The 8,066-nt window shown below is 67.5% G+C and carries 10 protein-coding genes; 5 read left to right on the top strand and 5 right to left on the bottom strand.

The features are described from left to right. A partial coding sequence (locus tag AB8Z75_RS26215; RefSeq protein WP_369206107.1) for a uridine kinase occupies positions 1–679 on the top strand: 679 nt, incomplete at its 5' end. A 254-nt stretch (positions 680–933) separates the two neighbouring features. On the opposite strand, the gene AB8Z75_RS26210 is transcribed toward AB8Z75_RS26215, so the two are convergent. Further along, a complete protein-coding gene (locus tag AB8Z75_RS26210; RefSeq protein WP_369206105.1) occupies positions 934–2,190 on the bottom strand; it encodes a nucleotide sugar dehydrogenase in 1,257 nt (418 codons plus the stop codon). A gap of 67 nt (positions 2,191–2,257) precedes the next feature. Between AB8Z75_RS26210 and AB8Z75_RS26205 the strand changes: the two genes are divergently transcribed. Then, the gene (locus AB8Z75_RS26205) at positions 2,258–3,031 is read left to right on the top strand and encodes a glycosyltransferase family 2 protein (RefSeq protein ID WP_369206103.1); all 774 of its coding nucleotides are present in this window, start codon (positions 2,258–2,260) and stop codon (positions 3,029–3,031) included. A 40-nt stretch (positions 3,032–3,071) separates the two neighbouring features. Here the strand turns inward: AB8Z75_RS26205 and AB8Z75_RS26200 are convergent, their stop codons facing one another. After that, positions 3,072–4,010, bottom strand: coding sequence for a TauD/TfdA family dioxygenase (locus AB8Z75_RS26200; protein WP_369206101.1), 939 nt, complete (start codon positions 4,008–4,010; stop codon positions 3,072–3,074). A 258-nt stretch (positions 4,011–4,268) separates the two neighbouring features. Further along, the gene (locus tag AB8Z75_RS26195; RefSeq protein ID WP_369206099.1) at positions 4,269–4,691 is read right to left on the bottom strand and encodes an ATP-binding protein; all 423 of its coding nucleotides are present in this window, start codon (positions 4,689–4,691) and stop codon (positions 4,269–4,271) included. A 240-nt stretch (positions 4,692–4,931) separates the two neighbouring features. Here AB8Z75_RS26195 and AB8Z75_RS26190 point away from each other — a divergent pair, with 240 nt between their 5' ends. From AB8Z75_RS26190 to AB8Z75_RS26180, 3 genes are read left to right on the top strand one after another with little or no spacing between them, the layout of a single operon-like run. Continuing rightward, complete coding sequence (locus AB8Z75_RS26190) at positions 4,932–5,804, top strand: helix-turn-helix domain-containing protein (RefSeq protein ID WP_369206097.1); 873 nt, start codon at positions 4,932–4,934, stop codon at positions 5,802–5,804. Position 5,805: 1 nt separating this feature from the next. Further along, a complete protein-coding gene (locus tag AB8Z75_RS26185) occupies positions 5,806–6,033 on the top strand; it encodes a DUF397 domain-containing protein (RefSeq protein WP_369206095.1) in 228 nt (75 codons plus the stop codon). Then, positions 6,033–6,266, top strand: coding sequence for a DUF397 domain-containing protein (locus tag AB8Z75_RS26180; protein WP_369206093.1), 234 nt, complete (start codon positions 6,033–6,035; stop codon positions 6,264–6,266). Before AB8Z75_RS26185 ends, AB8Z75_RS26180 begins: the two co-directional genes overlap by 1 nt. A 284-nt stretch (positions 6,267–6,550) precedes the next feature. Here the strand turns inward: AB8Z75_RS26180 and AB8Z75_RS26175 are convergent, their stop codons facing one another. Both AB8Z75_RS26175 and AB8Z75_RS26170 read right to left on the bottom strand, forming a co-directional pair. Next, the gene (locus AB8Z75_RS26175) at positions 6,551–7,171 is read right to left on the bottom strand and encodes a hypothetical protein (RefSeq protein WP_369206091.1); all 621 of its coding nucleotides are present in this window, start codon (positions 7,169–7,171) and stop codon (positions 6,551–6,553) included. Positions 7,172–7,378: 207 nt separating this feature from the next. Beyond that, positions 7,379–8,066 (bottom strand): SigE family RNA polymerase sigma factor (locus AB8Z75_RS26170; RefSeq protein ID WP_369206089.1); only part of this gene is annotated, 688 nt, incomplete at its 5' end.

Raw genomic sequence — 8,066 nt, 5'->3', positions numbered from 1 at the left:
GCATCACGCTCCCGCCGCGGACCATCGCGCCCCCGCCGCGGACCATGAGGTCGCCGCCGCGCCCGCCCTCGCCCGCGTCGTTCTCGTCACCGGCCCCTCCGGCTCGGGCAAGACCCGGCTGGCCGCCCGCAGCGGGCTGCCCGTCCTCCGTCTCGACGACTTCTACAAGGAGGGCGGCGACCCCACACTGCCCCGCATCGGAGCCGCCGTCGACTGGGACTCGCCCCTCTCCTGGGACGCCGACGCCGCCGTGCGCGCCATCGCCGAACTGTGCCGCGAGGGCGCCACCACCGCGCCCCGCTACGACCTCTCCCGCAGCGCCCGCACCGGCACGGACCGCCTCGCCCTCGACGGCTCGCCGCTCTTCATCGCGGAGGGCATCTTCGCCGCCGACGTCGCCGCCCGCTGCGCGGCGCTCGGCCTGCTGGCCGACGCCATCTGCCTGCGAGGCCGCCCGTCCACCACCTTCCGCCGCCGCCTCCTGCGCGACATCCGCGAGGCCCGCAAGCCCCTCCCCGTCCTCCTGCGGAGGGGCTGGCGCCTCATGCGCGCCGAACCCGCCCTCGTCGCCCGTCACCGCGCCCTGGGCGCCACCCCCTGCGCCCACGCCGAGGCCCACACCCGCCTCGCCCGCCTCCGCGCGACCACTCCCCTCGCGCAGGCAGCCACTCAGCGGTGACAGGGGACACGGTTGGCCGGTCGGAGCTCTCCGCATTCCCTGCGCCGACTGCGACGGGTACCGCGCGAGCACCAACCGGTCGGCCAGCCGCCGCTGCGCGGCGCGGAAGACCATGTCGAAGTGCCGGCTCTGGCGTACGTCGACCATGCCCGGGACGGGGGTGGCCCTGAGCTTCTGCGTCCGGTAGCGGGCGGCGGCACGCAGTGTGCGCACAAAGCCGTGTGGCTTTGACGCCAGCCGTGTGGCTTTGACGCTCAGAGAACGTCGACGTTGGCACCGGGCAGCCGGTTCCGGCAGTCGAGGACATAGGGCGCGTGCTCGAGAACCGCCTCGTAGTCGAATCCCGCGTGGTCCGTGAGTAGCACCACGGCGTCGGCGGCTGCGATCTCCTGTACCGTCGCCTCGACTTGGATCAGGCGCGCGTCGGCGTGGATGTCACCCACGACATGCGGGTCCGCGCCACGCACCTCGGCGCCGAGGTCGAGAAGCAGCTCGGCGATGCGAGTCGACGGCGACTCCCGGGCGTCGGAGGTGTTGGGCTTGTAGGCCAGGCCGAGCAGCAGGACGCGGGACCCGTTGACGGTTTTGTGACGCGTGTTGAACGCCTCGATGAGCCGCCGGATCACGTAGTCGGGCATGTGCCTGTTCACGTCATTCGCGAGTTCGACGAACCGGAACGGGACACCGACCGCGCGCTCCACCTTCCACGACAGGAACAACGGGTCGATCGGCAGGCAGTGTCCGCCGACGCCGGGGCCGGGGGTGAACCGCATGTAACCGAAGGGCTTGGACGCGGCGGCGTCGATCGCCTCCCAGATGTTCACGCCGAGCGACTTGGCGAGCATCGCTATTTCGTTGACGAGCGCGATGTTGACGTGTCGGAAAATGTTCTCGATCAGCTTGGTCAGCTCGGCCACTTTCGTACTCGAAACCGGCACGGTGGTCTGCACCAGGCCGTCGTAGAACCCCTTGATCACGTCGAGCGATGCGGCATCGATACCGGCCACCACTTTGGGCGTCTTGTCGAACGGCCACTTCTTGTTGCCCGGGTCGATGCGCTCGGGGCTGAAGCCGACGTGGAAGTCAGCACCAGCGATCAGACCGGACGCCTTCTCCAGGATCGGCAGTAACAGCTCCTCGGTGGTGCCTGGGTAGGTCGTGGACTCCAGGACCACGGTCGCGCCAGGGCGCAGGTGCGCACCCAGCGTGCTGGCACAGGTCTCGACGCAGGCGAGGTCAGGTGCACCGTCCCGCAGCGGGGTCGGTACGGTGATCACCGCGATGTCGAACCCGGCCGGCGCGCCGGCCTCGGAGCTCGCGGAGTAGGCCCCGGAGTCCAGCACTGCGCGAAGCCGCGCGGACGCCACGTCCTCGACGTACGACTCACCAGTGGCGAGCTGTTTGACGCGGTGCCGGTCCACGTCGTAGCCGATGACACGGTGGCCCACCTCTGCGGCGCGCACGGCCAGCGGCAGCCCCACATAGCCCTGACCAGCGACAACAACATGCATGGCTGCTCCTACTACAGTCCCAGTGGTTGAATGAACCGTCATCTCTGGCTTGGCAAGGAGAAACGCTGTGCCCCTGGTTTCCGTCGTGATGCCCGTGTACAACTCGAGAGCCACTCTGGGCGCCGCGATCCGGTCGGTACTTACGCAGACTCACAGCGACCTGGAGCTTTTGGCCACCGACGACAAGTCCTCCGACGGCTCCATGGACCTACTCGCGGAATTCGCCCGGCAGGACGATCGCGTATTTCCGGAGTCGGCTCCCGAACGGGGCGGGGCCGGCCGGGCGCGCAACCTCGCTATCGAGCGGGCCAGAGGGGACTACATCGCCTTTCTCGACAGTGACGACATGTGGCTCCCGGAAAAGATTGAGCGGCAAATCGAATTCGCGGCGGCGGCCGATGCACCATTGACGTTCACCTCCTACTACAAGATGAACGCCGACTACGACGGTGAAAGCACCGATTTCATCCCGAACGGCCGTGTAGTCCGAGCGCGGGAACACGTGGACTACCGCGCGATGCTGACTCAGGACCACATTGGCGCCTTGACCGCCATGTACGACCGAACCGTCCTCGGCACGAGGCTGATGCCAAAGATGCCCAAGCGGCAGGACTACGCGCTGTGGCTGTCGATCATGCGTGACGGTCATGCCGCCCGTGGCCTTCCCGAGCCGTTGGCGGTGTACAGGGCCCACCGCGCGGGATCGCTGTCCTCGAACAAGTTGTCACTCGTCCCGTACAACTGGTCCCTGTACCGCGAACATGAACGACTGTCGGTTCCCAAGTCGACACGGGCCCTGGCCGGAGCTGTGTGGCACTCGCTGCGCAAATCGCGGATCTAGGCCGCCAGAGGGGGCACGACCTGCCGTCCGTGCGTCCTCCCTACGAGGCATACGGCCCGACGGCGCCCCTGTCGCGCAGGAACAGTTGGAGCAGCAAGCGGCGCTCCTCTGGCGCAACGTCGCACTGGCCGGCGCCGAGTGGTTCGCGACCGTGAACCCAGCGGTGCTGGTTCACGATCAGGAGGTCACCGCGCTGGAGCGTGAAGGAGACCTGCCCAGCAACCATCTGGCCCGCGAGTTCCTCGGCCGCGTGGGCGTGCGCCTCGTCGAGTCCGGACGCACTGAGCATCTTGGCGGTGAACCGGACGAATCCGAGGTCCGCGGGTGCGCCATCCAGGACAGGAAACGGCTTGTACTCCTCTCCGACGTCTGACAGGTCGAAAAACGATCCGTAGCTGTATGCCACGTCGGTCAGGAGGGCGCGACTTGTCGGCGTCAAGCGCGATACGGCTGCGCGAGCATCGGAAAGGATGCTCGCGCCGGCACCCAACGGGTCGGGGCGGGCACACAGAAGCGTCGTGTAGTCCGGAGGCCGGGTCACATTGACCAGGTCCATGTGAAATGCGTTGTACCCCGTACCGGTAGACAAGCCAGGGCTGGCCTGGAGGTTGGTCCCGAGTTCCTTCCACAACGGCCATCGCCGGAAGGGCTGAAAAGGGGTGGCCACTTCGGCAAGAATCGCCGTTGCCAAGCGCAGAAACCGGTCCCCGACCCCAAGGGCCTGAGCGATGTTCCGCAGGCGCACTACCGCATATCCGCCAGGTTCTCCACCCAGCATCCGAAGAAGAGTGTTGACGGTTTCCTCGAACAGCGGAGCTGAGTCCAGTGCAGCCCGGTATCGCTCGATCGTGGCATACGCCAGGGACGTGCCCTCCACGCTCCAGGGAGGGAGGGTGCTTCCGAGTCCGATTAACGCTTCCTCAAGCTCGTTTGGCAGATCGATGAACATGCCAGTGGGCGGTTCCAGGAGAGTGGTCACGCTTGGTTCCTTCCGTCGCACGGTTCAGGGCCTTGCGGGCCAACGGACCCCGTCCCCGCCAGGTGGGAGATCCTCCGACGGGCTGCGGAGGGGACAAGGGCTTGGGGCTCGCATCGAGCGATCACGCGGGAGCGTTCCTCCACCCAGCACTGCACAGAGCCGGCGTCCAGCCCGGAGGTGTCGCCGAGGTGGGTACGCACACGCTTGGGACTGGTGCTGGTAGGCGGCGGCTCGGCTCGCAACGTGGCCGGCCCCCGCTCACTGCTCACCACAGGTCGTGACGACGCAGTGGAACCACACCCACTTCCCGCCGGGGGTAAGCGTGTAGCCCATGGCCTTGGTCATCTCCCGGAGCAGCCACAGGCCACGGCCTGAGTCGGAGAGGAGGGCCGGAGTCTTGACGTACGGGACCTTTGTCGAGTGGTCGAATAGTCGAACGCACAGCACGTCTCCATCCCGTTCGACGACGAGCTCGCAGCTGGGGACTTCCACGTGCTTGCACACGTTGGACAGCAGCTCCGTGGCCCCGAGGCGCGCGACGTGGACGGCATCGCGGTCAGCACCCAACGTGCGAGCAGCTATCCCGACTTCGTTGCGCCACGTCTCGACCGTGCGCTTATCCGCCGTTAACTGCCACGCGTGTTCGCAGTCAGTGCGTAGGGGCTGAGCTTCGACTTCCATGCCTGGAACCTCCCGAACCGGCCGGCGCGCACTGCGGCACACGCCGAGCAGACCGCCAGTCACGCCTTGAGCGCGCTGCGTCACACTGAGCATCATTCGACCTTGCCGCCTCTCCGTCAAGCCATTGCATGGCAATCTGCCAAACTTCCGCCTAGCAGAGTTACAACACGTGTTCGCCGGAAGATCCGGGACGCGACGACCTGTACTCTCGGCCCCGCCTACAGAAGGGAGTTGGGGCACATGTCCGTCGTCCAAAGCGGCAGTCCGCTCTCGGCCCGGCGCAAGCTCGGTCAAGAGCTACGTCTCTTGCGTGACCGGGTGGGGATGACCACCGAAGATGTTGGGGCGCACCTCAACTGCCACAACTCGAAGATCAGCCGACTGGAACTGGGCAAGCGGACCTGCACGGAGCGGGACTTCGAAGCGCTGATGGACTTGTTCGAGGTCGACCGGGAGAAGTACGGGGAGCTCCGCGAGCTGATGGTCCGCGGTCGGCAGCGCGTACCTCCTTGGTGGCACGCCTACAACGACGTCATCTCCGCCAACTACGCAGAGTTCCTGGCTTACGAGTCCGAAGCCGCAAACTGCTTCGAGTACCAGCCCATCCTGGTTCCGGGTCTCTTGCAGACTGCGGAGTACGCTCAAGCGGTCACAGGGGTGAGCTTCACGGCTCTCGGCCCGGATCAGGTGGAGGGCCTTGTCGAAGTCCGGATGCAGCGGCAGGTGCGGCTACGTGAGGACATCCCGCTGAGACTTCAGGTAGTCGTCACTGAAGCAGCGCTGCGCTTCAACGTAGGAGGCGACCATGTGATGCGGACGCAGCTGCGTCGCCTCAAGGAGGTCGCGGCGCTCGACAACGTGACCTTCAGAGTGCTCCCGTTCAGCGCAGGGGAGAAGGCCGCCACGACTGGGGCGTTCACTCTGTTCAGCAGCGGGAAGGATGCGGATGTAGACGCCGCTTTCACCGAGTCCGCCGACAACACCACGAACTTCCGTGACGACAGGCTTGCGCTGAGGCAGTTGAGTCGGCTGTTCCGGAACCTGTCAAGCGCGGCGCTGGCCGAAGAGGCTAGCATCGAGTGGGTTGACCGTATCGAGAAAGAGCGGGATTGAAATGAGCAACATGGCCGACCTGTACGCGGCCGACCTCTCTGGCGCGGACTGGTACAAGAGCACCTACACGGCCGGCAACGGCAACTGCGTCGAGGTCGCCAGCACGCCCGGCGTCACCGGCACCGCAATCCGCGACTCGAAGAACGTGCAGATCCCTGCTGCACGCGTGTCTCGCGAGGCGTGGCAACTCTTCCTGTCATCCCTGGCGAAGGACGAGCTCCAAGGCTGATGACCGACGCACGGCAGAAGGCTGACCTGTACTCCCTCGACCTGAGCGAGGCCACCTGGAAGAGCGCCCCGGGAAGCGACCCGAACAACCGTATCGAGGTAGCAGAACTCCCTGGCGGTGCGATGGCCATGCGCAACCCAGCCGACCCCAACGGCACGGTCCTGCGCTACACGCCGGCCGAGTGGGACGCCTTCGTCCGTGGCGTACGCGACGGTGAGTTCGACCCGCAGTAGGCGCCCAGGCCATGGCCCCGCCTTCCCGGCACAACGCGGAAGGCGGGGCTTCCTTCTGGCCACCACCGGCATGAGGTGCAGATCGTCGTGGACATGCACAGCTGTCCTGGTGGATTCCAGTACGTCATCGCCGACGGATACTGGAACGTCCGTGACGTGCGGACCCAGTGGGGCCTCTGCTCCGCGTGGGTGCCCGCCTGGCGAGCATGCGTGACGCACGACCACAGCCTCCGCCCAGGCGGCCTTGGACAAGTGAGCGGACCTTTGAGCGCGAGTCCGTTCGTCTAGGAGTTGTTCCGGCCGGCCAGGTGGCGTTGCAGGGCCAGGTGGCGGAACTGGCAGACGGTGCCCACGCGGCGCAGAATGCCCCGGCGTGCGTGGGCGTCGGCCAGGGAGCGCATGGGACGCCACGGGAGGCGTCTTCGGACGACCAGCAGAGTGCGGGCGGTGGTGTAGCGCCACCGCAGTGCGCCGCCTGTGGCCAGGGAGGTGCCGAAGGCCAGGCCGCAGACGGCCCCCAGCCCCGGGCGGGTGCCGAGCCCGATGACGCAGCCGGCGGTGAGGGCGCCGGCGAGCCCGCCCTGCAGAGCGGTGCCGAGGGCGGTCGCCACCGCGTTCGGCAGACCGAACGGCAGACCGAGCAGAAGGCCGCCCACGAGCCCGCAGCCGCCTCCCACGGCGACGAAGACGTTGGGCAGCCAGCCGATGCCGGAGTTGGGTCCCGCGTGTTCCTGTACGGGGCTGAAGAGGGCCCCCAGGGTGGCAGCGGCGCTCAGAAGGGCCACAAGCACGGCGGCTTCACTCCCCGCTGGCCACGCCAGGAGGTGTACGGCGAGCAGGCTGATGAGCAGCCCGCCGGCACCGAGCACGAGGATCAGGAGGTGGGCGGAGACGGACGCCGACAACTGCCACCAGGCGATGTGCGGACTGCCCGCCAGAGCGCCCTCCTAAGGGGACGCACGCAAGAGAGCGGTTCCGTCTGGACCCCCTGTCCAGGCGGAACCGCTCTCTTCCCCGTGTCCCCGTATCCCGTATCCCCCGTTGTTTTCCCCGTATCCCCCTGTGCCCCATGTCCCCGCGGGGTCAGGTGGACGTGTGTGTGGTCGCGTCGGTCAGGCGACCAGTTCGTCGAAGCTCTCTTCCTGGTCCCGGCCGAAGCTGAGGACCTCGTCGTCGCGCAGGCGACGGAGGGAGCGCCAGATGCTGCTCTTGACCGTGCCGACACTGATGTCGAGTATGTCCGCGATCTCGGGGTCGGTGCGGCCCTCGTAGTAGCGCAGGACCAGCATGGTGCGCTGGAGTTCGGGCAGCCGGGCGAGCGCCTGCCACAGGACGGTGCGCAGTTCGGTGCCGCGCATCGCGTCCTGCTCCCCGACGGTCTCGGGCAGCTCCTCCGTCGGGTACTCGTTGAGCTTCCGGCGGCGCCAGGCGCTGATGTGCAGGTTGGTCATGGTGCGGCGCAGGTAGCCGCCGACCGCCGCCTTGTCGGTGATCCGCCCCCAGGCGCGGTAGGTGGAGAACAGCGCGCTCTGCAGCAGGTCTTCGGCCTCGAAGCGGTCGCCGGTCAGGTGGTAGGCGGTGGCGTACAGGGAGGCACGGCGCTCGCGCACGTAGGCGGTGAACGCCGCCTCGGCGTCCGCGTCCGGAGTCCCCCCGGACTCCTCGACGGCGCCGAGTGCCCCTGCCTTCCTGTACTCGCCACTGCCCCGGGAGCCCCCCTCGCTCCCGTTCTCCCCCGTGTCGCCGGTGTGACCCGACGTGTCGCCGGTGTGACCCGGCTCCCCCCGGTCCCCCGTGTTC

This window comes from Streptomyces sp. PU-14G (genome assembly GCF_041028275.1).
Classification (GTDB): domain Bacteria; phylum Actinomycetota; class Actinomycetes; order Streptomycetales; family Streptomycetaceae; genus Streptomyces.
This window is presented reverse-complemented; position numbering and strand designations above follow the sequence as displayed.

Excerpts from the sequence above, each read along its gene's own strand:
- AB8Z75_RS26210 (WP_369206105.1), bottom strand. The coding sequence starts at position 2,190 with ATGCATGTTGTTGTCGCTGGTCAGGGCTATGTGGGGCTGCCGCTGGCC.
- AB8Z75_RS26190 (WP_369206097.1), top strand. The coding sequence starts at position 4,932 with ATGTCCGTCGTCCAAAGCGGCAGTCCGCTCTCGGCCCGGCGCAAGCTC.
- AB8Z75_RS26180 (WP_369206093.1), top strand. The coding sequence starts at position 6,033 with ATGACCGACGCACGGCAGAAGGCTGACCTGTACTCCCTCGACCTGAGC.
- AB8Z75_RS26185 (WP_369206095.1), top strand. The coding sequence starts at position 5,806 with ATGAGCAACATGGCCGACCTGTACGCGGCCGACCTCTCTGGCGCGGAC.
- AB8Z75_RS26195 (WP_369206099.1), bottom strand. The coding sequence starts at position 4,691 with ATGGAAGTCGAAGCTCAGCCCCTACGCACTGACTGCGAACACGCGTGG.